Below are 25,528 nucleotides of genomic sequence, written 5' to 3'. Positions count from 1 at the left end.
GGCGGGGAGCGGGAATTGACCGGCATGGCGTCGGTCGCGTTCCTCAACTGCGGAATAGTTCCTGGCCATTACCCCCCGCGGGGATGTTTCACCCTCGCACAAGTCTCACACAAGCAACAGGGCACCTGTACAACATCGACAGCATTGACAGAATGTCAGAAAGTGGGGCGCGGACATTGTCCTGTCACGGCCGTATTCACCTTTACGCACACCCCGTGTGAACGGTGCGCCCACTCCGGTCCCGCGCGCACGCTCCCGGCCCACCCGTGCGGGTAGTCCACTGGTGACCGGCCCTCCTCGTACGGCCCCGCGCAGAACGGCGGCTCTTCTGCGCGAAACAGGTCGCCGGCCCCGTTCCTCCCGCCCGTGGCCGGCGGCCCCCGAGGCGCCGGAGGCAGCTTTACCCGCAGGTCCGGGCGGGTCAGAGCTGCCAGGAACGGAGCCGGTCCGCCGCGCCGTAGACGTCGGTCTTGCCGTCCATCAGGTCGCGGGCGAGGTCGACGAGGGCGCCGTAGGGCGGGTCGATGCCCACACCGCTGACGAACATGTAGGCCACGGCGGTCGCGCAGGCGAACCGGGCGTTGGCCGCGGGCAGCGGCTTGAGCAGGGCGAGGGTGTGCAGCAGGGCGGTGGCCCGCCAGGCCGGGTCGGAGTCCACACCGAGCCGGGGCGGGTCGACCCGGTGCCGGGCGACGGCGGCGACCAGTGCGGAGAAGTCGTCGACGGTGGGCTGGTCCGGCAGCACTTCCTCATGGCGCTGCAGGAGCCAGGGCACGTCGATGTGGATGACCGACGGCATGGCTCAGGCGGCCTCGCCCTTCGCGGGCGGCTCGTCGTCGGGGAAGGCGGCCGCGAACTCGGCGGCGTGCGCGGCGAAGAACCGGCGGAACTCCTCCGCCCCCTCCTGCAACGCCCGGTGCCGGGCGATGCCGGCGGCGGCCGCCTCACGGACGAGGGCCTTCATGGACGTACCGCGCTCCTTGGCCATCTGCCTCAGGTCCTCTAGCTCGCGGTCGCTGAACTCCACGTTGAGAGCTGGCATGCCCTTCACCGTACCGCGCGGGTACTCACCCGTAAATACCCGCTGGTCAGAGCAGAATCCTGCGGTACCGGGTACCTCCTACGGGCGCGGCTCGCCGCCGGGCGGCCGCGCCGCACCCGTCGTCGTCAGATGTCGAGCCGGCTGATCCGCACCGCCCCCGAGGTCTCCCCCGGGTGGGCGCTGGTCAGGGTCAGCCGGAGCCGGGAGCCGCGTACCCGGGTGAAGGTGATGACGGTCGGGGTGTCCGAGGCGCCGGCCCAGTCCACCGTCGTGCCCTCCACCGCCTGGTACGCCCTGCCGTCCCAGACCGCCACCTCGACCGACGCGGGCAGCGTGTGGGCCGCGTCCACGGTGAAGGAGACGTCCACCCGGTCGAACGTGCGGGTGCGTCCGAAGTCGACCGACACCCAGTCCTCGGTCCGGGCGCCGCTGAACGCGGGCAGCAGGGCGGTGGCCGCTTTGGTGAAGGCGTTGGACCAGCCGGTGGCCGCGTCGCCGTCGAGCATGGCGGCCGGGAGGGTGTCCGGACGGCCGGAGTAACTGGCGTCCGGGTAGGGATAGTTCGGCGGGGCCGGATGGTCGGCCCCGAAGTCGGGGGCGGGGGTGCGGGCCACCGACGCCGACGGGGTGGTGCGTACGGTGACGGTGTCCGTGCGCAGTCCGTCCACCCGCGCGGTCACCTTGAGGGCGCCCGGCTCCGTGCCGGCGCGGACGATGGCGAGCGCCTTGCCGTGGAAGGCGGTTCGGGTGCCGGCCTGGTAGCGCTCGGCGCTCTCCTCCCGGCCGTTGTCGAGCCCGGCGAGCGAGCCGCCGGAAACGGCGAAGGAGACGAGGTGCTCGGCGTCGGGCACCACCACGCCGTGCGCGTCGACGATCTCGGCGGTCACGAAGACCAGTGACCGCCCGTCGGCGGCCTGGGACGTGCGGTCGGCGGTGAGCCGCACGGCGTGCGGGGCGCCGGCGGTGCGCAGGACGTCGGTCGCGACCACCTTGCCGCCCCGCCGGGCCACGGCTTTCAACTCACCCGGCCGGTACGGCACTTTCCAGGTCAGGTGCAGTTTGCCCGCGCTGCCGTTCGGGCTGGTGTAACTGCCGGGGTAGGTCCCGGTGGTGAAGGTCTTGTCGTCGCCGGTGGCCTCGGTGGTCTCCAGGTAGGTACGGCCGTCCGTCGTCGTCTTGGTGTCGAACTCCCTCACCCCCAGGGACTTTCCGTTCAGGAACAGCTCGACGGAGGGCACGTTGGCGTACGCCCACACCTCGACCGTGTCGCCCGCCTCGTGGTTCCAGCTCATCGGCACCAGATGCACCATGGGCTCGCCCACCCACTGGCTGCGGAAGAGGTGGTACATGTCCTTCGGGAAGCCGGCCGTGTCGACCGCGCCGAAGAAGGACGCCTTGACCGGGAACACGTTGTACGGCGTCGGCTCGCCGATGTAGTCGATGCCCGACCACAGGAACTGGCCCGCGAACCACTTCCGGTCCCGGTCCTTCTTGTGACCGTACTCGCCGCTCATCGTCCAGGAGGCCAGGTTGTTGTCGTACGACGAGGTCGCACGGCGGCCGGGCGTGTGGTTCTCCCCCGTGTTGAGGTGTTCCGGCTCCTGGTACGCGCCTCGGGTCGAGGTCTCCGAGGAGGACTCGGACTCGAAGAGGAAGAGGTGCGGGTAGGCCGCGTGCAGGGCGTCCACGGACTTGGCGGTGTTGTAGTTGAGGCCGAGTCCGTCGAGCTTGGCGAGCATCAGGTCGGCGGCGGAGCCCTGCTTCGGCACCCCGCGGTACTTGTCGGAGCCGATGACCAGGGGGCGGGTGTCGTCGGCGGCCCTGACGGCGGCGATGATCCGATCGGCCATGGCGAGGCCGGCGGTGGAGGTGGAGTCGGGGATCTCGTTGCCGATGGACCACAGGACGACGGCGGGCGAGTTGCGGGCCGCGAGGACCATCTCGGTGGCGTCGCTCTCGCACCACTCGTCGAAGAACCGGCCGTAGTCGTACGTGGTCTTGCCGGTCCGCCAGCAGTCGAAGGCCTCCACCATCATCACGATGCCCAGCTCCTCGCAGACCTCGATCATCTGCGGCGAGGGCGGGTTGTGCGAGGTGCGGAAGGCGTTGACGCCCATCGACTTCATGATGGTCATCTGCCGGCGCACCGCGTCGGCGCTGATCGCCGCGCCGAGGGCGCCCTGGTCGTGGTGGAGGTCGACGCCCTTGATCTTGGTGTGCACGCCGTTGAGGGAGAAGCCCTCGTCGGGGTCGAAGCGGTAGCCGCGGATGCCGAAGACCGTGCGGTAGGTGTCGGTGGTGGCGCCGCCGACCCGGAGTTCGGTGTGCAGGGTGTAGCGGTGCGGGGCCTCGATGGACCACAACTTCGGTCTGGCGACGGTCAGTTCATGCGTCTCGGCGGTCTCACCGGAGCCGGGGCCGGATTCGGTGACGGTGACCGTGGAGGACGTGCGGGCGACCGTACGGCCGTCGGGGCCGACGATCCGGGAGACGACCGTGACGTCCGCGCCCGCCCCGGACTCGTCGACGACCGCCGTCCGCACCCGTACCACGGCCCGCTCGGCGGTGATGTCCGGTGTGGTGACGTACGTCCCCCAGCGCGCCACGTGCACCGGGTCGGTCACCACCAGGCGGGCCTCGCGGTAGATGCCGCTGCCCGAGTACCAGCGGCTGCTGGGCAACTGGTTCTGCACCTTGACCGCGAGGACGTTCTCGGTACTGCCGTCGGTGTGCAGCAGCCCGGTGAGGTCGAAGGCGAAGCCGGTGTACCCGTAGGGGTGGCGGCCGACCTCGGTGCCGTTGCAGTAGACGTACGAGTCCATGTAGACGCCGTCGAACTCCACCGAGATCCGTTTTCCGGCGTAGCCGGGCGGCAGGGTGAAGGCGAGCCGGTACCAGCCGAGGCCGCCCGGGAAGAAGCCGGTGCCGCTGGTGGTGCCGTGGTCGGTGGTGGGGGTCTGCTCGATGCTCCAGTCGTGCGGGACGGCGACCTGGCGCCAGGCCGAGTCGTCGTACCCGGGGTCGGCGGCGCCCGCGTAGGCGCCGGTCGGGTCGGTGATCCCGCCGGGGTCGACCAGCGCGAACCGCCAGCCGTCGCGCAGGGCGACCGTGCGGCGCCCGGTGACCTGCGTGGCCGTATCCGCCTCCGGGGCCGCCCAGGCGCCCGGGGCGCCCAGCAGGGCGCCGGCCGTCGGGGCTGTCGTGGCGGCTGCAAGAACCGATCTGCGAGTGACCGTCATGGTGCGGCTCTCCCTCATCAGGGCCCAGAACTACTCACAACTGATCGCGAACAAACAGATTCTGACGGCGTGCCACTTACCGTCGTCAAGGGTCCGGAGGCGGTGAGCCATGACTTTCGTCCCGTCGGCCGGTCCCCGTTCGGTTCCCCGGACGGGACCGGTCCGTCCGAGCGGGCCGCCGGTGACCGGCGGTCGCGGGCGGGTCCGACGCACTAGGCTGAACACCTGTGGTGCACCTGTTGACTGTGAGTGTGCGCTTGGGAGTGGCGAGATGAGCCGGGTCTATCCGTTCGACGATGCGGCGACGGCCCGGGCTGTCATCGACGAGGACGGCACACTGGCCGAGTGGAACGAGGGCGCACGGCGGCTCCTCGGCCACCCGGCCGAGGAGGTCGTGGGCCGGCCCGCGGCGCTGCTGCTCGCCGGGGCCCCACCCCCCGTGCCCGTCGGCGCCCGCTGGGACGGCACCCTCGAACTCCGCCACCGGGACGGCCGTACGATCCCGGTCTGGCTGGTCGCCCACCACCGCACGGCACACGACGAGCGTGCCGGGCGCTGGCTCGTCTTCTCCCCGGTGCCGGACGGCGGCCCGGCCGCCCCGGACGATCCGCTGGCCGCGGCCGCGCTGACCCAGTCGCCGTGCGCGATCGCGATCTACGACGAGCAGCTGCGGCTGCGCCGGGTGAACGACGCGATGGCCGAGGTCATCGGGTTGCCCGAGGAGCGGATCCAGGGGCTCAGGATCACCGAGATCGGCGGCAAGCCGCAGAGCGAGGAGCTGGAGAGGAACATGCTCCGGGTGCTGGACACGGGCCGCCCGGTGGACGTCCAGACCTATATGCGCACCGGCGGCGAGGCCCGGGCGCATGCCTGGCTGGCCCGGATGGCGCCGGTCACCGACGCCGCGGGACACGTGCTGGGGGTGAGCCTGGCCGCGCACGACATCACCGAGAACTACCTGGCCAGGGAGCGGCTCCAGCTGGTCAACGAGGCGAGCGTACGCATCGGCACCACCCTGGACGTCACCCGTACGGCCCAGGAGCTGGCGGACGTCTTCGTGCCGGCGCTCGCCGACTTCGTCACCGTCGACCTGCTGGACCCGCCGGAGAACGGCGGCGACCTCCCGACCCGGCTGACGGCGCCGGTCACGCTGCGCCGCAGCGCGCACCAGTCCGTGCTGCCCGGCGTCCCCGAGGCGGTGCTCAAGCCCGGCCACAGCGAGTCCTACCCGGCCTCCTCCCCGCAGGCCGACTCGCTGACCGCGGGGCAGAGCATCGTGGCCCAGCTGGCGTCCGGCGAGATGGCGCAGTGGCTGACCTGGCACAAGCTCCGCGGGGAGCGGGTGCGCGAGTCCGGCGTCCACTCCTCGATGGCCGTGCCGATCCAGGCGCGCGGGACGACCCTGGGGGTCGCGGTGCTGACCCGGCACCGGCGGCCCGACCCGTTCGGCCCGGACGACGTGCTGCTGGCCGAGGAGATCACGGCCCGGGCCGCCGTCTGCATCGACAACGCCCGCCGCTACTCCCGGGAGCGCGAGACCGCCCTGGCCCTGCAGCGCAGCCTGCTGCCCCGGACGCTGCCGCACACCGCCGCCCTGCAGGCCGCCTCCCGCTATCTGCCGGCCGCCCGGGCCGGGGTGGGCGGCGACTGGTTCGACGTGATCCCGCTGTCCGGGCTGCGGGTCGCCATGGTCGTCGGGGACGTCGTCGGCCACGGCGTGCAGGCCTCGGCGACCATGGGCCGGCTGCGCACCGCCGTGCGCACCCTGGCCGACATCGACCTGGCCCCGGACGAACTGCTCACCCACCTCGACGACCTGGTGGTCCGGCTCTCCGAGGAGCAGGGCGGCGAGGGCAGCCCCGGCGAGGTCGGCGCCACCTGCCTGTACGCCGTCTACGACCCGGTGTCCCGGCACTGCACGATGGCCCGCGCCGGTCATCCGCTCCCCGTCGTGCTGCGCCCTGGCCACCGCCTCCACGAGGTGGACCTGCCCGCCGGTCCCCCGCTGGGCCTGGGCGGGCTGCCGTTCGAGTCCACCGAGATCGAACTGCCCGAGGGCACCGTGCTGGCCATGTTCACGGACGGGCTGATCACCTCCCGGCACCAGGACCCGGACACCGGTCGCCGGCTCCTACACGAGGCGCTGGCGGCGTACAGCGACTCGCTGGACGAGACCTGCGACCGGATCCTGCACGCCCTGCTGCCGTCCGGCGGTGCGGCCGACGACATCGCCCTGCTGCTGGCCCGCACCCAGGGCCTGCCGCCGTCCCGGGTGACGACCTGGGACATCCCCGCCGACCCCGCCCTGGTCGCGCCGATCCGCAAGCAGGTCGTGGAGCAGCTGGACGTGTGGGACCTGACCATGGCCGCCTTCACGACGGAGCTGGTGGTCAGCGAACTGGTCACCAACGCCATCCGCTACGGAGCCCGCCCCATCCGGCTCCGCCTGATCCACGACACGACCAGGCTGATCTGCGAGGTCTCCGACACCAGTCACACCGCCCCGCACCTGCGCCGGGCCAAGACCTGGGACGAGGGCGGCCGGGGCCTGCTGCTGGTGGCACAGCTGACCCAGCGCTGGGGCACCCGGCACACCGGCGAGGGCAAGACGATCTGGGCCGAGCTGTCCCTGTTCCCGGAGGACGTTCCCTAGGGGTTCCCTAGGGGGTGCTGGTCAGGACGACCAGCTGGCGGGTCGCCCGGGTCATGGCGACGTAGCGGTCGACGGCGCCCTCGACGCCGGTGCCGAAGTCCTCCGGGTCGACGAGGACGACCAGGTCGAATTCGAGCCCCTTCGACAGCTCCGGGGTCAGCGAGTGGACCCGGGGCGTCGCGGTGAAGGCGGGGTCGCCGATCACGCAGGCGATGCCCTCGGCGTGGGCGACGAGCCAGCCCTCGAGGATCGGGGCCAGCCGGTCGACGGATCCGTGCACGACGGGCAGGCCGCTGCCGCGGATCGAGGTCGGCACGTTGGCGTCCGGGAGCGCGGCCCGGATGACCGGCTCGGCCTCCGCCATGATCTCCTCCGGTGTGCGGTAGTTGATGCCGAGCGAGGCCAGGGTGATCCGGTCGAATCCGACCCGCTCCAGGCGCTCCCGCCACGACTCCGCGAACCCGTGCCTGGCCTGGGCGCGGTCCCCGACGATGGTGAAGCTCCGGGACGGGCAGCGCAGCAGCAGCATCTGCCATTCGGCGTCGGTCAGTTCCTGGGCCTCGTCGACGACGATGTGCGCGAACGGGCCGGCCAGCAGGTCCGGGGTGAGGGCGGGCAGTTCGGACTCATCGACCAGGCTGACCTTGGCGTCCTCGCCGCGCAGCATCCGCACCAGGCCCTCGCCGTCGTCCCCGTCGGCGCCGGAGTCGACGGCGGCCCCGATCAGGTTGTCCACGACCTGGGCCATGCGCTCGCGCTGGGCGGCGAGCGCGGCCTCCTGCCGCTGCCTGCGCCGGGCCGCCTCCGGGTCGCCGAGCCGCTGCCTTGCCGCGTCCAGGAGCGGCAGGTCGGACACCGTCCAGGCCTGGGGATCGGCGCGCTGGAGCAGCCGTACGTCGTCGCGGTCGAGCCAGGGGGCGCACATCCGCAGATAGGCCGGCACCGACCACAGGTCGCCGACCAGGTCGGTGGCCTCCAGCAGCGGCCAGGCCCCGTTCAGGGTGTCGACCAGCTCCCTGTCCTGCTGGAGCGACCTGCGGAACCGCTCGGGCGGGACGTCGTCGCCGGTGTGTTTGTCCAGCAGGATGGTCGCGAGTTCCTCCCAGATCTGCTCACGGCCCTCGTTGTGCGGTGTGCCCGGCCCCGGTGCCCGGAACGCGTCGGCCCAGTCGTCGGCGCTCAGCCACAGGTCGCCCCAGTCGGTGGCGACCGTCATGCCCGCGGCGGGCGGCTCCTCGTAGAAGCGGACGGCCGTCTCGATCGCCCGGACCATGTCCGCGGACGACTTCAGGCGGGCCGCCTCCGGATCAGTTTCGGGCGTCGCCGCGGCTCCTTCGTCCACAAGGTCGGCCAGCACGCAGGTCTGCACGCCCTCCTCGCCGAGGCTGGGCAGCACGTCGGAGACGTAGTTCAGGTAGGGCCGGTGCGGGCCCACGAACAGCACACCGCCCCGCCGGTGGCCGAGGCGCGGGTCGGAGTACAGCAGGTGCGCGGTGCGGTGCAGGGCGACGACCGTCTTGCCGGTGCCCGGACCGCCGTCGACGACGAGTGCGCCCCGGGATCCCGCGCGGATGATGGCGTCCTGGTCGGCCTGGATGGTGGCGAGCACGTCCCGCATCCGCTCCGACCGGTCGGCGCCGAGGCTCGCGATGAACGCGGACTGGTCGTCGAGCGCGGCATGCCCTTCGAGCCCGTCGGCGGTGAACACCTCGTCCCAGTAGTCGCTGATCCGGCCGCCCGTCCAGCGGTATCTGCGGCGGCTGCGCAGCCCCTTCGGGTCGGCGTGGGTCGCCGCGAAGAACGGTTCGGCCGCGGGTGACCGCCAGTCGAGCAGCAGCCGGCGGCCCTCGCTGTCGGTGAGGCCGAGCCGGCCGATGTACACGGGCTCGGGGTCGTCCGCGGCGACCATGCGCCCCAGGCACAGGTCCAGGCCGAAGCGGCGCAGGGTGCGCAGCCGTCCGGTCAGCCGGTGGACCTCGATGTCCCGGTCCATCGCGGCCCGGCCGGTGCCGCCCGGGGCCTTGAGTTCGGTGTCGAGGCGGTCGGACAGCTCGGCGATCGTCTCGTCGAGGCAGCGCGCGATGGCCGCGAAGTGCTGCTCGTCGTCGGCGATCAGGGCCGGGGCGGCCTTGGCGGAGAGCCGTTCGGGAAGGTCGAAGGCACGGGTGGTCAGGGGGTTCACTGCATCAGCTCCGTTGGGGGGCGCCGGGCACGGCGGCGGATGGTACGGGCGGCTCTGCTTCCGCGCGGTTCACGCGCAAACTGGCGGCGTCTCCGGCCGACCTCGTCGGGAGGTGCCGGGCGCCACGACGGGTACGGGCGGCTCTGCTTCCGCGCGGTTCACGCGGAGAGTGACGGCGTTCTCCGGCCGACCTCGCCCGGAGGCGCCGGGCGCCACGAGGGGTGCGGGCGGCTCTGCTTCCGCGCGGTTCACGCGCAGACTGACGGCGTCCTCCGGACCGCCGAGTCCGGAGGTGCCGGGAGAGGGCGTCGGGCGGGTGCTGGTCATGCGGAGACGTGCGGCGGCTTCCGGTCGGCCGCTTCGAGCAGCAGCCTCGCGGCCACCGTCGCGCCGTCGGGGCGGATGTCGGCGGCCACGGCGGCCGCACGGGCGCGGGTCCCGGGGGCCAGGGCGGTCGCGAGCGCGGCGGAGAGGGAGTCGGTGGTCGGGGTCGGTCCGTCGTGGGCCGCGCCGATGCCCAGCTCGGCCACCCGGGCGGCCCAGTGCGGCTGGTCCACGATCTGCGGGACGACCACCTGGGGCACGCCGGCCAGGGCGGCGGTCGTCGTGGTGCCCGCGCCGCCGTGGTGCACGACGGCGGCCACCCGACGGAACAGCGCCTGGTGGTTGACCTCGCCGATCACGAGGCAGTCGGCCCGGTCGTCGATCGGGGCGAGGCCGGCCCAGCCGTGTCCGACCAGCAGCCGACGGCCCTGGGCGCGCACCGCCTCGACGGCCGTCCGGGCGGCGTCCGGCGCGCCGCGCATCGCCATGCTGCCGAAGCCGACGTACACCGGCGGCTCACCGGCCGCCAGGAAGGCCGCCAGCTCGTCCGGAAGCGGGCGTTCGTCCGGCAGCAGCCACGCCCCGGTCTGCACCAGGTCGAGGTCCGTCAGGTCCTGCCACGGTCCCAGGACCGGGTCCGCCGCCAGCCACGGCCGGCCGGTGAGGACGTGGGCGCGGACGTCGTCCACCGGTGGCAGTCCGATCGCCGCCCGATGGGTGTTCAGGGCCTCGCCGTACAGCGCGTCCACCCGCTCGGCGTCCACCTTCCACAGCGTCCGCAGGTCGGCGTCCGGCGGGGCCGGGCGGCCCGGGCGGCCCGACGGCGGGAAGTGCGAGGACGGCATCCCGAACGGGTGGGGGCACGCGAACACGTACCGGATGCCCAGCTTCTCGGTCACGGACCGCACCCCGGCCGGCATCAGGCCGGTCGCCACCACCGCGTCGCACCCCTCGGCCGCCGCGGCGACCGCGTCGAAGTGCGCGGCGACCAGGTCGGCGGCGAGCCGGAACGCGTCCGACGGCTGCGGGTTCGGCCTGGTCACCACCGAGCGCACCGACGGCCCGAACGGCACATGCGCCACGCCCGCCCGGGCCAGCAACTCCGCGAACTCCTGGTCCGGCGGGGCACACACCCGCACCTCGGCGCCGAGTTCCCGCAGCGCCAGCCCGAGTCCCGCCAACGGTTCGACGTCCCCGCGCGACCCGTATCCCATCAACAACACACGCACGTGGCGAATCCCCCAAATACCGCTGGTTCTGGCTTCGGCCTGCGATTTTGCGGGACGAGGGGGGCCTTGCCGCAAGCCCCCCTGTGCGCTATAAGTTGAGAGTGGCGAGGAGCGGCTGAACTCCTTGCCCTATTTTTTTGCCCTAACTTTTTGCCGTTCCCGTCACGGCGCGCTCAGCCAGGGCCGGACCTGCTTGCGCGCCTCGTGCAGCCGCGACTTCAGGGTCCCCAGCGGGATCCCCACCCGTTCGGCGACCTCGGCGTAGTCCAGCTGGCAGATGTCCCGGTAGACCAGCGGCGCGACCAGCTGCGGATGCTCCCGCTCCAGCCGGTCCAGCGCCTCCAGCAGATCGATCCGGGAACCGGCGATCACGCTGGTGGTACGCGGGTCGACATGCTCGGCCGGTTCGATGTCCGCCGGCTGCTCCGCCGCCCGCCGCTTCAGGTCCCGGTACTTCTGCCGGGAGCAGTTGGCGATGACCGTGTACAGCCAGGTACTGAAGCGGCTGCGGCCCTCGAAGGTGGAGATCTTCCGGGAGATCTGGAGCAGCACGTCCTGGGCCGCCTCCTCGGCGTCCTCCCGGCACGGCAGGAACCGTCCGCAGCGTCGTACGACGTCGGGCCAGACCTCGGTCAGCAGCTGGTTCAGGGCCAGCTGGTCGCCGGCGGCGGCCCGCCGGGCGAGGTCTTCGGTCAGCGCGGCGTCCGGCACGGGAGGTCCCCCTCGAAGTCGATCTCAGGCCAGGCATGATAGTCGTATGCAACCCCTGGAGCGGATCGGCCGCTATCGCCTCGAACGGCGCCTGGGCACCGGTGCCTTCGGGACGGTCTGGCTCGCCCACGACGACCAGCTGGACGCCTCGGTCGCGGTGAAGGTGCTCGCCGACAACTGGTCCCACCGTCTCGACATCCACGACCGCTTCCTGTCCGAGGCACGGCTGCTGCGCCGGGCCGACTCGAAGCGGGTGGTGCAGGTCTACGACATCGGCGAACTCCCGGACGGGCGGCCGTACTTCGTGATGGAGTACGCCGACGCGGGCACCCTCGCCGACCTGCTCGGGGCGGGCCCGCTGCCGATCCCCGACGCGCTGCTGCTGACCGCGCTGGCGGCACGCGGCGCGGCGGATCTGCACGGGGCCGGGATCGTGCACCGGGACATCAAGCCGACCAATGTGCTGCTGCGCACCGCGCAGGACGGCACCCGGCGGGTGCTGCTCGCCGACCTGGGGCTGGCGAAGAGCCTGGCGCAGGCGTCGGGGCTGACCCTTGCGGCCGGTTCGGCGGGTTATCAGCCGCCGGAGCAGGCCCAGCCAGGGGAGGGCATCGACGCGCGTGCCGACGTGTACGCGCTGGGTGCGGTGGGCTACGAGCTGGTCACCGGCACGGTGCCGGCGGCGCCGGGGAACGTGGTGCGGCCGGAGCGGCTGCGGCCGGACCTCGGGGAGGACGTGCAGCGGGCGCTGATGCGGGCCCTGGAGCCGGACCGGCAGCGGCGCTGGCCGTCCGCGCAGGCGTTCGCGGACGAGCTGGACCGGCTGGCGGCGGCCGCGGCGGCGCGCCGGCCGCGGCGCCTGGACGGCGTCCGCAGACGGCTCAACGCCATCACGCTGACCGTCGCCGCGGTCCTCGCGGCCGGGGGTACGGCCCTCGCGGTCACGCTGGTCGACCGGAGCGGCTCGGCGGGCGACGAGACGAAGGTCACCGACTCCACCGGGCGGGTGGTGGCGCAGGTGCCGTCCGGATGGGCGGGCGAGCTGCGGAACTCCGGCTGGAATCCCAAGGCGCTCGGGCTGGCCTCGGGGCACGAGCCGGGACTTGAGGTCGCCGACGACGTGTCCCAGTGGCAGGACCTGTCGACCGCGGTGAACGGCGTGTTCATCGGCCTGAGCGAGCACGGCGACGTAGCCGCGAAGGTGAACGCCCTGTCCCACGCGCAGTGCCACTACGACGGCAGCCGCGCCTTCACGAGCAGCACCTGGAAGGGCCGCGTCCGGACCTGGAGCGACTGCTCCGGGGCCGGCGGCTCGGTCCAGGAGGTGGCCCTCGCCCCGGCCGACGGGGACGACCAACCCCAGGTGTACGTACAGGTACGGCAGAAGGGATCCGTCGAAAACACCGACGACACCGCCACGGAGGGCATACTCCGGTCGATCCGGGTCACCTGACCCGATGAATCACGGCGTGCCCTCGAACTTTTCCGTCGTTTCTCGCATCGGATGGGAGTGACGGCGCACGGAGCGCCTCGGGCACGCCTCGCAGCGTGCCGCGAACGTCCAGGAGCGTGGAGAGACATGGCGCACACGTCCCAGTCCTTGCGGCGCGGGGCGGCCCTGCTCGCGAGCACGGTCGCCGCCCTGGGCCTCCTGACCGCCTGCGGCAACGACAGCCCGGGCAAGTCGCCGGAGTCGGTGTCGGGCACGGCCGCGCCCGCGACCGGCGACTCGGCGGGTTCGAGCGCGTCGGACACCGGTGCCGCGCCGTCCGGCACGGCGTCCTCGCCGACGTCCCAGAGCACCGGCTCGACGACGGGCGGCGGCTCCTCGACCGGCGGTGGCACGACGACCGCCGGCACCGCGTCCGGCAGCCGCTGTCACACCTCGGAGCTGACCGCCTCGGTGGGCGGCAACGACCCCGGCGCCGGTCAGGAGAACTTCCCGATCGTGTTCACCAACAAGTCGGGCCGCACCTGCACCGTGCGCGGCTTCCCCGGTGCCGCCTTCGTGAACGCCGCCGGCACCCAGCTCGGCCCCGACCCGAAGCGGGAGGCCGGGAGCACCCCCGCGACGGTCACCCTCAAGCCCGGCCAGAGCGCCTGGGCGGGGCTGACCTTCTCCAACCCGGAGATCAGCGGCGCCAAGACGGCGACCCCGGCCGCACTGGAGGTCACCCCGCCGGACGAGCGTGACTCGCTGAAGGTCACCTGGAAGGGCGGCACGGTCCCGGTCTCCGGGAACTCCTCCTCGGTACGGCTGACCGTGCTCAGCGCCGGAACCGGCGTCTGACCGGCCGGGACGCCGACAGCCCGGGGCCCGATCACCCCGCACCCGGACCCCGCTGCCCCCTCCCCCGGGCAGCGGGGTTCGTCATGTCCGGGCCACGACTGTCACAGGCGTGCAACACGCGGACCCGGCTCCGATCTTTTTCGCCCGCCCCGCCATCGAACCCGTCGACCACACAGGAAGAAGGCCCCGCGAGGGGCCGGGACGACGGAATCGGGGACGGACATGAGCGGCATCTCCCGCAGGCGGATCCTGACGGCGGGCGCGACGGCGGGCGCCCTGGGTGCACTGGGCGCGGTGTCGGGGTGCTCGAACGGCCAGTGGACGGTGGGCGGCGGCAGTTCCGCCGACACGGGCAAGAGCAGCGGCGTACCGGCCAAGCCGCTGAAGCTCATCGGGGACGGTTCCACCGCCGACACCGGCGCCCAGCCGCACCAGCCGAAGGCGACGCGCCTGGCGGCCGGCGCCAAGCCGCCGCAGTTCGTGGTGTTCTCCTGGGACGGCGCCGGCGAGCTCAGCAACCAGCTGTTCTCCCGTTTCCGCAAGGTCGCAGCGGACCACGGCGCGAAGATGACGTTCTTCCTGTCCGGCATCTACACGCTGCCGGAGTCCAAGAAGGACCTCTACCGGCCGCCGCAGCACGAGGTCGGCGCCTCGGCGATCGGCTACCTCTCCGACCGGCACATCCACAACACGCTCCAGCAGGTGCGCGCCGCCTGGCTGGAGGGCCACGAGATCGGCACCCACTTCAACGGGCACTTCTGCGGCAGCGACGGCGTGCGCAACTGGTCCCCGGCCGAGTGGCGCAGTGAGATCGACCAGGCGATCGACTTCGTCACCAAGTGGAAGACCAACACCGGCTTCACCGACCTGGACCCGCTGCCCTTCGACTACCGCAAGGAGCTGATCGGCGGCCGTACGCCGTGCCTGGAGGGCCAGACCAACCTGCTGCCCACGGCGGCCGCGCTCGGCTGGAAGTACGACGCCAGCTCCCCCGGCGGCCTGCAGATCTGGCCGGGCAAGGTGCAGGGCAACCGCATCTGGGACTTCCCGCTGCAGTCCATACCGTTCTCCGGGCACTCCTTCCAGGTCCTGTCGATGGACTACAACATGATGTTCAACCAGTCGGCCGGCAACCCGCTGGGCGACAAGTCCCAGTACGACGCCTGGCGCACCCAGGCCCGTGACACCTATCTGGCGGGCTTCGAGCGGGCGTACTCCACCAACCGGGCGCCGTTCTTCATCGGCAACCACTTCGAGCGCTGGAACGGCGGCATCTACATGGACGCCGTCGAGGAGGCGATCGGCAAGATGGCCGAGTACGACGATGTGCGCTTCGTCTCCTTCAAGCAGCTGGTGGCGTGGCTGGAGGCGCAGGACCCGGCGGTGGTGCGCACCCTGCGCACGCTGAACCCGGGACAGGAGCCGACGGGCGGCTGGGCGGAATTCCTGGGCGCGGCGGGTACCCCGTCCGCGTAGCGACGGTCTGCTTTCATGGGCGGGCCGCACTTGATCACGCCCTGAGCTGAGGAACGCGCCCTGAACACCCCGCTCGCCGAGACCCTGTCCGTCCTGCTGCTCGCCGCCGTCCTCGCGTGGGCCGTGATCCGGCCCCGCGGCTGGCCGGAGGCGGTGCTCGCCGTGCCGGCGGCGGGGCTGGTGATCGCCACCGGGGCGATCTCGCTGGAGCACGCCCGGGAGGAGGCCGAACGGCTCGGGCCCGTCGTCGGTTTCCTCGCCGCCGTCCTGGTGCTCGCCCACTTCTGCGATGTGGAGGGGCTGTTCCAGGCCTGCGGGGCGTGGATGGCCCGCTGGGCGGGCGGGCGGCCGGTGCGGCTGCTGACCGCGGTGTTCGCGCTGGCCTCGGTGATCACCGCCGTACTGAGTCTGGACGCGACGGTGGTGCTGCTGACGCCGGTGGTGTTCGCGACGGCGGCCCGGTCCGGGGTGCGGGCCAAGCCGCACGTCTACGCGTGCACGCATCTGTCGAACACCGCCTCGCTGCTGCTGCCGGTGTCGAATCTGACGAACCTGCTGGCGTTCGCGGCCAGCGGGCTGAGCTTCACCCGGTTCGCGGCGCTGATGGTGCTGCCCTGGCTGGTGGCGATCGGCGCCGAGTACCTGGTGTTCCGGCGGTTCTTCGCCCGGGACCTGTCCACGGCGGCCCCGGGTGCGAAGGACACCGGCGAGCCGCCCCGGCTGCCGCTGTTCGCGGTGGTGACGGTGGCCTGCACACTCGCCGGGTTCGTGGTCACCTCCGCGCTCGGGATCGACCCCGCGTGGGCCGCGTTCGCCGGCGCGCTGGTGCTCGCCGGGCCGGCGCTGGTACGGCGGCAGGCGACCGCGCTGTCGGTCGTGAAGGCGGCCGCTCCGGCGTTCCTGGCGTTCGTGCTCGCGCTCGGGATCGTGGTGCGGGCGGTCGTCGACAACGGGCTGTCCGACGCGCTGGGGCATGTCCTGCCGGGCGGGACGGGGTTGCCGGCCCTGCTCGGGATCGCCGCGCTGGCGGCCGTACTGGCCAATGTCGTCAACAACCTGCCGGCGGTGCTGGTGCTGCTGCCGCTGGCCGCGGGGACCGGGCCGGGCGCGGTGCTGGCGGTGCTGCTCGGGGTGAACATCGGCCCGAACCTCACCTACGCCGGTTCGCTCGCCACGCTGCTGTGGCGCAGGATCGTGCACCAGCACGACCACGGGGTGGACCTCGGGGAGTTCACCCGGCTGGGGCTGCTCGCCGTGCCGACCGCACTGGCCGGCGCGGTGGTGGCACTGTGGGGGGCGCTCCAGGTGGTCGGGATCTAGGCGGGAGGCCATGGACATGCGGATGATCGTCTGGCTGGTCGAGGGGACCTGGCCCGCCTGTGTGGACGCGGCGCGGGACTACGCGCGGGACGCGTCCGAGGTGGTGCTGCTGCACGTGACCGAGCCGGGGATGGCCGGCCTGGCGCACGGCGCGTTCGCGGGGCTGCTGGGCCGGGCGGGTTCGGAACCGGACCCGGAGCGGCGGCTGGTGGAGCTCGGCGGCACGTCGGCGGCGGAACTGCTGGACGCGGCCGAGGCACGGCTGGGACGGCCGTGCACCCGGCTGGAGCGGACCGGGCGCGTCGAGCGTGAGGTGGTGGCCGTCGCCGAGGGCGCCGGTCTGCTGATCGCGGCCCGGGACGGCGACCGGTCCCGGCTGGGGCCGCACAGCCTGGGCAAGGCGGTGCGGTTCGCCGTCGACCACGCGCCCTGCCCGGTGCTGCTGGTGTGGCCGGAGGGGGCGCCGGACCTGACGACGATGCCGCCCCCGCCGCCGCACCACCCCTGAGCCCGTACCGGCTCAGTGGCCGTGGTGACCGCCACCGCCACCGTAGCCGCCACCGCCGCCGTAGCCGCCGCCGTACTGGCCGCCGCCGTAGCAGTAGCCCGGGTACTCCTCGCACGGGTTGTAGCCGGGGGTGCTGCTCGACGGCGTGGGCTGTGCTGTCGTCCGCGACGCCGACGGGGTGGGCGTCGGCGTGGCGGTCTTCGCGGCCTTGGGTGTGGGGGTGGCCGACGGGGTGGGGGTCGGCGTCGGGGTGGTGTCGGCGTCCCAGTTGACGATCTGCATCTGCAGGTCGGGCTGGGAGGTGTCCATCACCCAGCGCTGGGCGGCGACGTTCGCCCGGGTCTTGACCACCAGGGAGCCGCCGCCGTCGGTGGCGGCCGGGGCGAGCGCCAGGTCCTGGTCCCAGCGGGGCACCAGGGCGCCCTGGAGGGTGAAGTCGTAGCGGATGCTCCGGCCGCCGGTGCCGGAGGCGGCGGCCGAGCACGGGGCGAGCTGGACGGAGTAGCCGAGGTGCGAGTCGAGGCACAGGCCGGGGTCGGCTCCGTTGCGCAGCAGCCCGTCGTTCTCGTACGTCCACTGCTGGCCGGCGACCGAGGAGCACTCGGCGAGCTCGGTCTCGGCGCCCTTGGCGGGCTTGTTGCCGACCACGCCGATGCACAGGCCGGAGGCGATGTTGTGCAGGCGTCCGCGCAGGGTGCCCTGGGTGGTCTGGCTGGTGCCGATCCAGGACGGGCCCGAGCTGGGGGCGCCCTTGCCGGGCGTGGCGGAGGGCCGGCTCGCAGCCGTCGAGCCGGCGTCGTCGCCGGAGCCGAGCACCGCCCACAGCACCAGCGGCAGCACGACCAGACCGCTCACCGTACCCACGGCCACGGCGAGGTTGCGGCGGCGCACCCGGCGGGCGGCCCGCTGCTTGGCGCGGCGGGAGAGGGCGGGGTGCACCACCAGGTCCTTGCCCGGCCCGGCCGGCGGGGCGAAGTCCTCGCCGACCGCGGGGCGGCCGCCCGGCGTGGCCGCCTGCTCGGCGGGCTCCCCGGTGAGGCCGGCCCGCGACTCCAGATAGCCGTGGGCGCCCCAGCCGAGGACGGCCTCGGCCAGGGCGAGGCCGAGGCTGCGGCCGCCGTTGAACTGCTGGAGCTGGTCGGCGGTGTACCGGCAGTGGCTGCAGCCGTTGAGGTGCAGCTGGAGGTCCCGGTCGATGTCGACGCCGCCGCGCCGGAAGGTCACGTCGATCATCCGGACGTACCGCTGGCACTCGTCCTCGTGGGCGAGTTCGCGGTGCACCTGGAGGCACTCCTCGCGCAGCCGCTCGCGGGCCCGGCGCAGTTCGACCCGCGTGTCCTGCTCGTCGAGGCCCAGCAGTCCGGCGGGTGTCGACAGCGGCTCCGACTCGACCTCGGTGTGCCACAGCACGGCTCGCGAGGACTGGGTCAGGCGCTGGAAGGCACGGGAGAGCAGCCGCCGGTTCGTGGGCGGGAGCAGCCGGGAGGCGGCCCGCTCCCCCTCGCCGACGCGCAGGTCGGGGTGCAGGAGTTCGCTGCGGCCGTCGTTGTCCCATTCGGCGGCGATACGGCGGACGGTGACAAGGAGTTGGGGGCGCCAGGCAGCAGTCGGGCCGGTCTGGCGGAGGGATTCACCGAAAAGCCGGGTGAATGCGGCGGTGGTGAGCATTCCCGCGCCGCGGGACCCGTCGGTACACAGTCGGGCGTAGGCGAAGGCCGCTTCCCAGTGCCGGTCGAGGAGTTCACCGACGGGGTGCAGCGCGGGCGCGGCGCCCGTCCATTGCTTGAGCTCGGCGCTGAGCTGCTCGTCGGTGACGTCGAACGGCCGGGCGGGGGTAGGGGAATTCCCCAGGCCTGCGTCATTCACGGCGGCATTCCTTCCAGACGCAACGCGGAATTTAGTCCATACCGTCGGGTATGTGACCGGTATGCGACCCGGCCGACACCATGGTCGGATGGGCCTGTTGGGGGTTCGGCGCTCGAACGTCCGCCGTCGGCAGCTCTTTTGAAGCGTGGGGGGCGTACAGGAGCGGCCTCGCGCATGCGGGGTGAAAATAATTGTCCGCATGCCGACACGGCACACTTTTGCACAGGCCAGCAGGGCAGAACAAGGGATCCCAGGGTTTTCCGCATTGCCCGGAGCTTGCGCTAATTTGACGAATCGTCAATGAGAACGTTCGCGCCTTGTCGTTGTATCGACATCGTAATTGGCGCGAGGATTCGGGGCCGACCGCCCCGGCATCCGCAGCAACCATTGAACCACGGCCCGACCTGCGCAAGCCGTCCGGCCGACGGCGTCCGCGAACCAATGACCGCGGGCATTACGGACGCTCACCGGAACGGTAGGCGCCGGGCGGGACACCGTATCTTTCACGGAAAACCCGGTTGAAGTGGAACGGGCTGGGAAATCCGGACGCGGCGGCGACCCGCTCGACGGTCAGGTCGGTGCTCTCCAGCAGCCGGGCGGCGTGTCGCAGCCGCGCCTCGCGCAAGGCGCGCATCGGAGACACGCCGGTCCCCCGGGTGAAGAGGTGGGCGAACCGGGACGGTGACAGCGCGACACGCGCGGCGAGCGAGTCGACGGTGTGCGGGGCACCCGGGTCGGCGGCGATCAGTTCCTCGGCGCGGCGCACGCGCCCGTCCCGGGCGTCCGGACCGGGCGGCGCCCGGTGCGCGCCGGCCGTCGCGAGCAGGACCACCTCCTCCAGCGCGCACAGGGCGAGTTCGCGTGCCGCGCTGCCGTACGCGACGGCGACGGGGGTTTCGCCGGGCCCGGCCGCGGGCGGCGCGCCGTTGCCGGTCCAGCGGGAGTCGGCCAGCAGACGGTGGAAAGCGGCCTCGATCCGGGCGTGTGTGTCGTCCGGCGCGCCGACGGCGTACACGCCGTCGCCCACGGCGCACGGGCCCAGCCACTGTGCCCAGCCGGGGCGGGCCTGACAGTGGGTCCACCAGAAGCGCCAGCGGCTCGCACCGGGCGCCACCGTGTAGTGGTGCGGGACGCCGGGGGCGAGGACGACCAGCTCGCCGGGGCGCGCCAGGGCCTGCGCGGTGCCCTGCCGGAGCAGGCCGCGGCCGTCCGTGGTCCAGGTGAACAGCCAACTGCTCGACCCCTCGGGGCGGTTGATCCGGTAGCCGGGTCCCTGGTCGTAGCGACCGGTGACGACCATGCCCGGCGGTGGTGCCGGGACAGCGGTCCCGGGCAATCCCTCAGCGGTCATGGGCATCCTCTCCGCGAACACGCCGGCCTAGCGTGACAGGCCCAGGGCACCGGACCGAGGAGCGCGGGTATGACAGTCACGGGCATCGGCACCACCATGGTGCGGCAGTTCGAGGAGGACGGGTTCACCGTCGTACGAGGGTTGTTCGGGTCCGACGAGATCGACCGCTTGTGCGCGGAGTTCGCGGCGTTGCACGCGGCGGGGCGGCCCGTGCCGGGCCACTTCCAGCCGGGGCCGACGGCGGATCCGCTGCACCGGTACCCCCGCGTCATGCAGCCGCACGAGATCAGCGCGCTCGCCCGGCGGTTCCTGCTGGACGCGCGGCTGCGGGTGATCCTGGAGGGGCTGTTCGGGGAGAAGGTGCTGGCCGCGCAGAGCATGTTCTACTTCAAGCCGCCGGGCGCCCGGGGGCAGGCGCTGCACCAGGACAACTTCTATCTGCGGGTCGAGCCGGGGACGTGCGTCGCCGCGTGGGTCGCCTGCGAGGAGATCGACCGGGAGAACGGCGGCCTCGAGGTGGTGCCGGGGACGCATCGGATGGAGCTGTTCTGCCCCGAGGAGTCCGATGCGGAGCTGTCGTTCGCGCGGGAGTACGTGGCACCGCCGGAGGGGCTGGTGGCGGTGCCGGTCGATATGGGGCCGGGGGACGTGCTGTTCTTCAACGGGAGTCTGGTGCACGGGTCACAACCGAATCGCTCCGCTGGGCGGTTCCGGCGGTCCTTCATCGGGCATTACGTCGGGCGGTCGGCGGAGCGAATCGGGGGGTACTACCGGACGTTGAGCATGGGTGGGGACAGGGTTCCTTTGCTGGAGAGTGAGGGGGGCGGTCCTTGCGGGACTGAGCGGTCGTGATTCGGGGCGGGTGCGATGTGGTTGCTCGCGCAGTTCCCCGCGCCCCTTTGGGGCGCGTCTCAGTGGCCGGAGATTGAATGGGGAACGTAGGGCTGCTCCAGCTCTTCGAGTTCCTTGTCGCTGAGTTGCAACTCCACGGCCGCGACAGCGTCTTCGATGTGGTTCGGCTTCGAGGCTCCGATGATCGGGGCCGTCACCGTGTTCTGGCGGAGGAGCCAGGACAGGGCCACCTGGGCCCGGGGGACGCCCCGGTCGCCGGCGATGCGGGTGACCGCCTCGACGATCGCGCGGTCGCCGTCCTGGTAGAGGCGGTTGCCGAAGTTGTCGGTGGTGCTGCGCTCGGTGACCGTGCCCCAGTCGCGGGTGAGGCGGCCCCGGGCCAGCGGGCTCCACGGCAGTACGCCCACGCCCTGGTCGGCGCAGAGCGGCAGCATCTCGCGCTCCTCCTCGCGGTAGAGGAGATTGTAGTGGTTCTGCATGGAGACGAACTTGGTCCAGCCGTTCCGCTCGGCCGTGTACTGGGCCTTGGAGAACTCCCAGGCGTACATCGAACTGGCCCCGATGTAGCGCGCCTTGCCCGCCTTGACGACGTCGTGCAGCGCCTCCATCGTCTCCTCGATCGGCGTGTCGTGGTCGAAGCGGTGGATCTGGTAGAGGTCGACGTAGTCGGTGCCGAGGCGGCTGAGGCTGTGGTCGATCTCCGTGAGGATCGCCTTACGGGACAGACCGCCGCCGTTGGGGCCGGGGCGCATCCGGCCGTGCACCTTGGTGGCGAGGACGATCTCGTCGCGCTGGGCGAAGTCACGCAGCGCCTTGCCGACGATCTCCTCGCTGGTGCCGTCCGAGTAGACGTTGGCGGTGTCGAAGAAGTTGATGCCCGCCTCCAGCGCCTGCCGGATCAGCGGGCGGGACGCCTCCTCGTCGAGGGTCCACTCGTGGGTGCCGCGGTCGGGCAGGCCGTAGGTCATGCAGCCGAGGCAGATCCGGGACACGTCCAGACCGGTACGGCCGAGCTTCACGTACTCCATCGTTGTCTCCCACATTCGAGATCACGTCGTACAGAGCCGAGCGTACGTCGGCCCGCCGTCCGCTCTCGCGTGACGACGGCGGTAATCGGACGCGTCAGCCCTGCTCCAGCAGGTCCAGCGCCCGCTCCCAGGCGAACTCGGGGCGCCGGCCGTCCGCTTCGGCTCCGCCGGTGTGCGGGTCGCCGAAGCGGACGCCCAGCCCGCGCAGCCGGGTCAGGCTCTCCCGGTAGGCGGGGTGGGCTGCCAGCGCGTCGGCGACGCAGGGCAGGACGGCTATCGGAACGCCCAGGCCCAGGGCCTCGCAGAGGGTGCCGACGGCGAGGGTGTCGGCGAGCCCGGCGGCCCATTTGTTGACGGTGTTGAAGGTGGCGGGGGCGACGACCACCGCGTCCGGCGCCGGAAAGGGGCGCGGGTCGGAGGGTCGGCGCCAGGCCGACCGGACGGGGCGGCCGGTGCGTGCCTCGGCCTCGGCGGTGTCGAAGAAGCCGTTCATGGCGACCGGGGTGGCGATGACCCCGACCTCCCAGCCGCGTTCCTGGGCCGCGCCGATCAGCCTGCCGACGCCCGCGGCGATGCCGGCCCCGCAGACGACGAGGTAGAGAAAGGGCTTCGAGGGCGCATCGGTCATCCGGGAACCCTATGCGGGTGCTACCGGAGCGGGAACGACAGGCCCCGCTCGGACTCCGGGCGCGGCCCGTGCAGACGGCGTTCGCGTTCCTCGATAGGGACGTCGTTGATGCCGGCCTCGCGCCGGGTCATCAGCCCGTGCTCGTCGAACTCCCAGAGTTCGTTCCCGTACGACCGCCACCACCGGCCGGCCGTGTCGTGGCACTCGTACTGGAAGCGGACCGCGATGCGGTTGCCGTCGAAGGCCCACAGGTCCTTGCGGAGCGCGTAGTCGAGTTCCCGGTCCCATTTGGCGGTGAGGAACTCGACGATCTCGGCGCGGCCGGTGACGAAGGTGTCGCGGTTGCGCCACACCGAGTCCTCGGAGTAGGCGAGCGCCACGCGCTGCGGGTCGCGGGTGTTCCAGGCGTCCTCGGCGGCCTGGACCTTCTGGGCGGCGGTCTCGCGGGTGAAGGGCGGCAGGGGCGGACGGTCGGCCATGGTCTCCTCCTCAAGCGGAGAACGCGCGTTCTCCGGGTCGCTGCTAACGTAGGAGAACGCACGTTCTCTCGTCAAGGAGCCATCGGAAGTGGTCATGGACAGCGCTGTCGCACGGGAGCAGGCCCTGGACGCCGCCGAGCGGCTGTTCTACGGGCGGGGGGTGCAGTCCGTCGGCATGGACGACATACGCGGCGCCTCCGGGGTCTCCCTCAAACGGCTCTACCAGCTCTTCCCCGCCAAGGAACAGCTCGTGCTGGCCTATCTGGAGCGCCGGGACGTGCGCTGGCGGCAGCGGCTGGCCGAGCATGTCGAGCGGCGGCCGGACCCCCGGGAGCGGTTGCTCGCCGTCTTCGACTGGCTGGCGGGATGGTCCGCCGAGGAGGACTTCCGGGGGTGCGCGTGGATCAACGCGTACGGCGAGCTGGGTGCCACCTCCGAGCGGGTGGTGGCCCAGGTGCGGGGCCACAAGCAGGCCTTCCGGGACTATCTCGCGGGCCTGGTGGCGGCCGCCGGGCTGGACGCCGCGCTCACCGGGCCGCTGTTCCTGCTGGCCGAGGGGGCGATGGTGACCGCGGGCATCACCGGGAGCACGGAGCCCGCGGCCGAGGCGCGCGAGGCGGCCCGGGCGCTGCTGCCCGACCGCTGAGGTCAGGCCGCGGCGGGCACCGGAAGAGCGGCCCGGGCCCGCGCGCACGAGCCGGCGGCCGCCGCCCGGGGCGGTGCCCCGGGCGCGGGCTGGAACCGGCGGTGCCGAGGGCGCCGCCGGCCGTCGCTAGCCCGTCGGTTCCTTGACGGTGATGGCGTGCACCGGGCAGGCCCGGGCCGCCTCCCGGACCAGCGGGTCGCCGCCGCCGTCCTCCTTGCCGGGGAGCAGGGTGCTGAAGCCGTCGTCGTCCTGGGTGAAGACGTTCGGGGCCGTCATGGCGCACTGGCCGGCTCCGATGCAGATGTCCGTATCGATCTCGATGTGCATGGCAGGAGCCTCTTACCAGGTCACGGGGAGTTCCAGCATCCCCTGGATCGTGTCGCCGGGTTTGAAGGGAATCTCCTCCGGCGGCGCGGCCAGCCGCAGGTCCGGAAGCCGCTCCCACAGGGTGCGCAGGGCGATCTCCAGCTCGGTGCGGGCCAGGTTCTGGCCCAGGCACTGGTGGATGCCGAAGCCGAAGGCCACGTGGTGGCGGGCCGGGCGGTGCCAGTCGATGGTGTCGGGGTCGTCGTACACGGACTCGTCGCGGTTGATGACCGAGGTCGCGAAGAGCACGCCGTCGCCCTTGCGGATGGTGGTGCCGGCCACCTCGATGTCCTCCAGGGCGACGCGCAGCAGCCCGTCGGCGATGGACAGCATCCGCATCAGTTCCTCGACGGCGGCGGGCACCAGCGCGGGGTCGGCGCGCAGTTCGGCGAGCCGCTCGGGCTGCTGGAGCAGGGTGAAGGTGCCGAGCGAGATCATGTTGGCGGTGGTCTCGTGCCCGGCGACCAGCAGGATGAGGGCGAGTGCGACGACCTCGGCGCGGTCCAGGTCGCCCTCGCGGAGCCGCTCGTGGACGAGGTCGTCGAGGACGCCGTCGCCGGGCACCTCGTCCCGGCTCTTGCGGTCGGCCAGGTCGCCCAGATAGGCCTCCAGCTGGTCGCGCGCGTCCAGGGAGTCGGCGGCCTCCGGACCGCGCAGCAGCCGCCGGGACTGCGCCTCGAAGAACTCGTGGTCGGCGTACGGCACGCCGAGCAGGTCGCAGATGACCATGGACGGCACGGGCAGGGCGAAGGCGCTCACCAGGTCGGCCGGCGACCCCTGGGCGATCATCCGGTCGAGCAGCTCGTCGACGATCCGCTGGATGGCCGGCCGCATCCCGGTCGCCCGTTTGAGGGTGAAGTCCGGGATCAGCATCCGGCGCTGGGTCTGGTGCTCGGGGTCGTCGAGGCCCAGCAGGGCGACCTGGCGGCGCTCCCGGGCCGCCGCGAACCGGGCGTTCGGCATCGGGAAGTCGTCCCGTCGGCGGTCGCTGGAGAGCCGGGGGTCGGAGAGCAGCGCCCGGGCCGTGCCGTGGCCGGTGACCGCCCAGGCCGTGCGGCCGTCGTAGAGGGTGACACGGGACAGCGGGGCTCCGTCACGCAGTGGGTCGTAGCCGGTGGGCGGGTGGTAGGGGCACGTGCGGTCCTGCGGCCAGGCCACAGGGTCGGGCTGGTGGACTGGAGTAGTGGGTTCCGTCAGGTCCGTCAGTTCGTTCATGGAAGACCTCGCAGACGAATGTCGTACGTCGTGCCGATCTTCATTAGATGCCCGGGGCACCTATGGGACGACCGCAAGTTCAGCCAGATCGGTGAATCGGGTGATCTGGCCGAACCGCACGCG

At 72.5% G+C, this 25,528-nt stretch carries 21 protein-coding genes; 8 read left to right on the top strand and 13 right to left on the bottom strand.

Annotated elements, in window-relative coordinates; genetic code table 11:
* Positions 1 to 421: 421 nt before the first annotated feature.
* The 3 genes from ACGFZQ_RS37770 to ACGFZQ_RS37760 all read right to left on the bottom strand — a co-directional run bounded on the left by ACGFZQ_RS37770 (position 422) and on the right by ACGFZQ_RS37760 (position 4,281).
* On the bottom strand, positions 422 to 799 hold the full coding sequence (locus ACGFZQ_RS37770; protein WP_393844191.1) for a toxin Doc: 378 nt from the start codon (positions 797 to 799) through the stop codon (positions 422 to 424).
* Positions 800 to 802: 3 nt separating this feature from the next.
* Entirely contained in the window at positions 803 to 1,042 is a 240-nt protein-coding gene (locus ACGFZQ_RS37765) for a hypothetical protein (RefSeq protein WP_393844190.1), read from the bottom strand.
* Positions 1,043 to 1,167: 125 nt separating this feature from the next.
* Positions 1,168 to 4,281 carry a glycoside hydrolase family 2 TIM barrel-domain containing protein gene (locus tag ACGFZQ_RS37760; protein WP_393844189.1) on the bottom strand — a complete coding sequence of 1,038 codons (3,114 nt, stop codon included), beginning with the start codon at positions 4,279 to 4,281 and terminating at the stop codon, positions 1,168 to 1,170.
* Positions 4,282 to 4,552: 271 nt separating this feature from the next.
* On the opposite strand from ACGFZQ_RS37760, the gene ACGFZQ_RS37755 reads away from it, so the two are divergent.
* Entirely contained in the window at positions 4,553 to 6,934 is a 2,382-nt protein-coding gene (locus ACGFZQ_RS37755) for a SpoIIE family protein phosphatase (protein ID WP_393844188.1), read from the top strand.
* A 7-nt stretch (positions 6,935 to 6,941) separates the two neighbouring features.
* On the opposite strand, the gene helR is transcribed toward ACGFZQ_RS37755, so the two are convergent.
* The 3 genes from helR to ACGFZQ_RS37740 all read right to left on the bottom strand — a co-directional run bounded on the left by helR (position 6,942) and on the right by ACGFZQ_RS37740 (position 11,380).
* On the bottom strand, positions 6,942 to 9,116 hold the full coding sequence (gene helR / locus ACGFZQ_RS37750; protein WP_393844187.1) for an RNA polymerase recycling motor ATPase HelR: 2,175 nt from the start codon (positions 9,114 to 9,116) through the stop codon (positions 6,942 to 6,944).
* A 323-nt stretch (positions 9,117 to 9,439) separates the two neighbouring features.
* Positions 9,440 to 10,669, bottom strand: a complete 1,230-nt coding sequence (locus ACGFZQ_RS37745; RefSeq protein ID WP_393844186.1) for a glycosyltransferase — start codon at positions 10,667 to 10,669, stop codon at positions 9,440 to 9,442.
* Between the two features lie 162 nt (positions 10,670 to 10,831).
* Positions 10,832 to 11,380, bottom strand: a complete 549-nt coding sequence (locus tag ACGFZQ_RS37740) for a sigma-70 family RNA polymerase sigma factor (protein ID WP_351744806.1) — start codon at positions 11,378 to 11,380, stop codon at positions 10,832 to 10,834.
* Between the two features lie 46 nt (positions 11,381 to 11,426).
* Between ACGFZQ_RS37740 and ACGFZQ_RS37735 the strand changes: the two genes are divergently transcribed.
* The 5 genes from ACGFZQ_RS37735 (at position 11,427) to ACGFZQ_RS37715 (ending at position 16,974) form a co-directional block, all read left to right on the top strand.
* Positions 11,427 to 12,833, top strand: coding sequence for a serine/threonine-protein kinase (locus ACGFZQ_RS37735; RefSeq protein ID WP_393844185.1), 1,407 nt, complete (start codon positions 11,427 to 11,429; stop codon positions 12,831 to 12,833).
* Positions 12,834 to 12,959: 126 nt separating this feature from the next.
* The gene (locus tag ACGFZQ_RS37730) at positions 12,960 to 13,670 is read left to right on the top strand and encodes a DUF4232 domain-containing protein (RefSeq protein ID WP_393844184.1); all 711 of its coding nucleotides are present in this window, start codon (positions 12,960 to 12,962) and stop codon (positions 13,668 to 13,670) included.
* Positions 13,671 to 13,892: 222 nt separating this feature from the next.
* Positions 13,893 to 15,146: a hypothetical protein gene (locus ACGFZQ_RS37725; protein ID WP_393844183.1), complete on the top strand. Its 1,254-nt coding sequence runs from the start codon at positions 13,893 to 13,895 to the stop codon at positions 15,144 to 15,146.
* A gap of 60 nt (positions 15,147 to 15,206) precedes the next feature.
* Entirely contained in the window at positions 15,207 to 16,466 is a 1,260-nt protein-coding gene (locus ACGFZQ_RS37720) for an arsenic transporter (protein WP_393844259.1), read from the top strand.
* Between the two features lie 16 nt (positions 16,467 to 16,482).
* Positions 16,483 to 16,974, top strand: coding sequence for a universal stress protein (locus tag ACGFZQ_RS37715; protein WP_393844182.1), 492 nt, complete (start codon positions 16,483 to 16,485; stop codon positions 16,972 to 16,974).
* Between the two features lie 12 nt (positions 16,975 to 16,986).
* Here ACGFZQ_RS37715 and ACGFZQ_RS37710 read toward each other — a convergent pair whose 3' ends face one another.
* Together ACGFZQ_RS37710 and ACGFZQ_RS37705 are read right to left on the bottom strand one after the other, a co-directional pair.
* Complete coding sequence (locus ACGFZQ_RS37710; RefSeq protein WP_393844181.1) at positions 16,987 to 18,840, bottom strand: RICIN domain-containing protein; 1,854 nt, start codon at positions 18,838 to 18,840, stop codon at positions 16,987 to 16,989.
* A 454-nt stretch (positions 18,841 to 19,294) separates the two neighbouring features.
* Positions 19,295 to 20,191, bottom strand: coding sequence for a helix-turn-helix domain-containing protein (locus ACGFZQ_RS37705; RefSeq protein WP_393844180.1), 897 nt, complete (start codon positions 20,189 to 20,191; stop codon positions 19,295 to 19,297).
* A gap of 69 nt (positions 20,192 to 20,260) precedes the next feature.
* Here ACGFZQ_RS37705 and ACGFZQ_RS37700 point away from each other — a divergent pair, with 69 nt between their 5' ends.
* On the top strand, positions 20,261 to 21,043 hold the full coding sequence (locus ACGFZQ_RS37700) for a phytanoyl-CoA dioxygenase family protein (RefSeq protein ID WP_393844179.1): 783 nt from the start codon (positions 20,261 to 20,263) through the stop codon (positions 21,041 to 21,043).
* 59 nt (positions 21,044 to 21,102) lie between these two features.
* Here the strand turns inward: ACGFZQ_RS37700 and ACGFZQ_RS37695 are convergent, their stop codons facing one another.
* The 3 genes from ACGFZQ_RS37695 to ACGFZQ_RS37685 all read right to left on the bottom strand — a co-directional run bounded on the left by ACGFZQ_RS37695 (position 21,103) and on the right by ACGFZQ_RS37685 (position 23,178).
* Positions 21,103 to 22,071: an aldo/keto reductase gene (locus ACGFZQ_RS37695; protein ID WP_393844178.1), complete on the bottom strand. Its 969-nt coding sequence runs from the start codon at positions 22,069 to 22,071 to the stop codon at positions 21,103 to 21,105.
* A 94-nt stretch (positions 22,072 to 22,165) separates the two neighbouring features.
* On the bottom strand, positions 22,166 to 22,699 hold the full coding sequence (locus ACGFZQ_RS37690) for a flavoprotein (RefSeq protein ID WP_351744782.1): 534 nt from the start codon (positions 22,697 to 22,699) through the stop codon (positions 22,166 to 22,168).
* Positions 22,700 to 22,719: 20 nt separating this feature from the next.
* Positions 22,720 to 23,178 carry a DUF1348 family protein gene (locus ACGFZQ_RS37685; protein ID WP_393844177.1) on the bottom strand — a complete coding sequence of 153 codons (459 nt, stop codon included), beginning with the start codon at positions 23,176 to 23,178 and terminating at the stop codon, positions 22,720 to 22,722.
* Positions 23,179 to 23,272: 94 nt separating this feature from the next.
* Between ACGFZQ_RS37685 and ACGFZQ_RS37680 the strand changes: the two genes are divergently transcribed.
* Positions 23,273 to 23,824: a TetR/AcrR family transcriptional regulator gene (locus ACGFZQ_RS37680; protein ID WP_393844176.1), complete on the top strand. Its 552-nt coding sequence runs from the start codon at positions 23,273 to 23,275 to the stop codon at positions 23,822 to 23,824.
* A 126-nt stretch (positions 23,825 to 23,950) separates the two neighbouring features.
* Here ACGFZQ_RS37680 and ACGFZQ_RS37675 read toward each other — a convergent pair whose 3' ends face one another.
* Both ACGFZQ_RS37675 and ACGFZQ_RS37670 read right to left on the bottom strand, forming a co-directional pair.
* Complete coding sequence (locus tag ACGFZQ_RS37675; protein ID WP_351744775.1) at positions 23,951 to 24,151, bottom strand: ferredoxin; 201 nt, start codon at positions 24,149 to 24,151, stop codon at positions 23,951 to 23,953.
* A 12-nt stretch (positions 24,152 to 24,163) separates the two neighbouring features.
* On the bottom strand, positions 24,164 to 25,405 hold the full coding sequence (locus ACGFZQ_RS37670; protein WP_393844175.1) for a cytochrome P450: 1,242 nt from the start codon (positions 25,403 to 25,405) through the stop codon (positions 24,164 to 24,166).
* Positions 25,406 to 25,528 lie beyond the last annotated feature (123 nt).

It is taken from the genome of Streptomyces sp. NPDC048254 (genome assembly GCF_043201895.1).
Classification (GTDB): Bacteria; Actinomycetota; Actinomycetes; order Streptomycetales; family Streptomycetaceae; genus Streptomyces.
The sequence above is the reverse complement of the archived record's forward strand: the minus strand, read 5'-3'. Positions and strand labels throughout refer to the sequence as shown.

Bases quoted from the DNA above. Each gene is read 5' to 3' on its own strand.
- ACGFZQ_RS37770 (WP_393844191.1), bottom strand. From the start codon at position 799: ATGCCGTCGGTCATCCACATCGACGTGCCCTGGCTCCTGCAGCGCCAT.
- ACGFZQ_RS37765 (WP_393844190.1), bottom strand. From the start codon at position 1,042: ATGCCAGCTCTCAACGTGGAGTTCAGCGACCGCGAGCTAGAGGACCTG.
- ACGFZQ_RS37760 (WP_393844189.1), bottom strand. From the start codon at position 4,281: ATGACGGTCACTCGCAGATCGGTTCTTGCAGCCGCCACGACAGCCCCG.
- ACGFZQ_RS37755 (WP_393844188.1), top strand. From the start codon at position 4,553: ATGAGCCGGGTCTATCCGTTCGACGATGCGGCGACGGCCCGGGCTGTC.
- ACGFZQ_RS37735 (WP_393844185.1), top strand. From the start codon at position 11,427: ATGCAACCCCTGGAGCGGATCGGCCGCTATCGCCTCGAACGGCGCCTG.
- ACGFZQ_RS37730 (WP_393844184.1), top strand. From the start codon at position 12,960: ATGGCGCACACGTCCCAGTCCTTGCGGCGCGGGGCGGCCCTGCTCGCG.
- ACGFZQ_RS37725 (WP_393844183.1), top strand. From the start codon at position 13,893: ATGAGCGGCATCTCCCGCAGGCGGATCCTGACGGCGGGCGCGACGGCG.
- ACGFZQ_RS37715 (WP_393844182.1), top strand. From the start codon at position 16,483: ATGCGGATGATCGTCTGGCTGGTCGAGGGGACCTGGCCCGCCTGTGTG.
- ACGFZQ_RS37705 (WP_393844180.1), bottom strand. From the start codon at position 20,191: ATGACCGCTGAGGGATTGCCCGGGACCGCTGTCCCGGCACCACCGCCG.
- ACGFZQ_RS37700 (WP_393844179.1), top strand. From the start codon at position 20,261: ATGACAGTCACGGGCATCGGCACCACCATGGTGCGGCAGTTCGAGGAG.
- ACGFZQ_RS37695 (WP_393844178.1), bottom strand. From the start codon at position 22,071: ATGGAGTACGTGAAGCTCGGCCGTACCGGTCTGGACGTGTCCCGGATC.
- ACGFZQ_RS37690 (WP_351744782.1), bottom strand. From the start codon at position 22,699: ATGACCGATGCGCCCTCGAAGCCCTTTCTCTACCTCGTCGTCTGCGGG.
- ACGFZQ_RS37685 (WP_393844177.1), bottom strand. From the start codon at position 23,178: ATGGCCGACCGTCCGCCCCTGCCGCCCTTCACCCGCGAGACCGCCGCC.
- ACGFZQ_RS37680 (WP_393844176.1), top strand. From the start codon at position 23,273: ATGGACAGCGCTGTCGCACGGGAGCAGGCCCTGGACGCCGCCGAGCGG.
- ACGFZQ_RS37675 (WP_351744775.1), bottom strand. From the start codon at position 24,151: ATGCACATCGAGATCGATACGGACATCTGCATCGGAGCCGGCCAGTGC.
- ACGFZQ_RS37670 (WP_393844175.1), bottom strand. From the start codon at position 25,405: ATGAACGAACTGACGGACCTGACGGAACCCACTACTCCAGTCCACCAG.